An 805-nucleotide genomic window follows, 5' to 3' on the forward strand; every position below is an offset into this window, starting at 1 on the left:
ACGAGCCCACTCCAACCAGCGCTTGGTGACAGCCGACTCGTTCTTCAGCCACCACTCGACATCCGCGTCGAAACCCTTGTCGTAGTACTTCGGAGCACCGGCCAGCGCGTTGCGCTCGTCCTCGGTGAGCTTCGTGTAGGCAAGGGGGGACGACGGGTTCGACGGGAACGCCTTGGCCAGGGCGGCCTGGCTCTCCGCACGCAGCGAGAAGTCCATGAGCAGGTAGGCGTTGTCCTCGTTCGCGGCGCCCTTGGCGATGGCGTAGCCCTGGAACTGGCGGCGCATGCCGTTGAGTTGCCGCTGCACCGGGACGCCCTGCTTCTGCAGATCGGCGATCCGGCCGTCCCACACGGTGGACATCGTGACCTCCTGGCGGCTGAGGAGCACGCCAGGGAGCGGGCCGCTGTCCCAGTACTTCTTGATGTCACCCCGCAGCCGGGTCAGCACCTTGAACGCACGGTCCACATCCAGCGGGTACAGCTTGTCCATCGGGACGCCGTCGGCGAGCAGGGCGAACTCCAGCTCCGGCAGATCACCGTCCGGGTTGCACATCGAGCGGCCGCCCTTGAACACCGTGGTGTCCCAGAAGTCCGCCCACGACTCCGGCTTCTTACCCCCGAACGCATCCGTGCGGTACGCCATACAGGCGCCGTAGAAGCTGCTGCCGATGGCATGGTCGGTGATCTGGTTGCCGGGGATCTTCGCGCTCTTCACGCTCTTGACCCGGTCGAGGTCCAGCTTCTCCAGAGCGTCCTGCTGGACGTACTTGTTGTGCGACATCATCGAGTTGTTGATCAGGTCGCAC

General features: G+C 65.0%; 1 protein-coding gene. It reads right to left on the reverse strand.

Annotated elements, in window-relative coordinates; all coding sequences use genetic code 11:
• Positions 1 to 780 (reverse strand): extracellular solute-binding protein (locus tag ADK65_RS35515; RefSeq protein ID WP_234353050.1); only part of this gene is annotated, 780 nt, incomplete at its 3' end.
• Between the last annotated feature and the right edge of the window lie 25 nt (positions 781 to 805).

It is taken from the genome of Streptomyces sp. NRRL B-1140 (assembly GCF_001280065.1).
GTDB lineage: Bacteria > Actinomycetota > Actinomycetes > Streptomycetales > Streptomycetaceae > Streptomyces.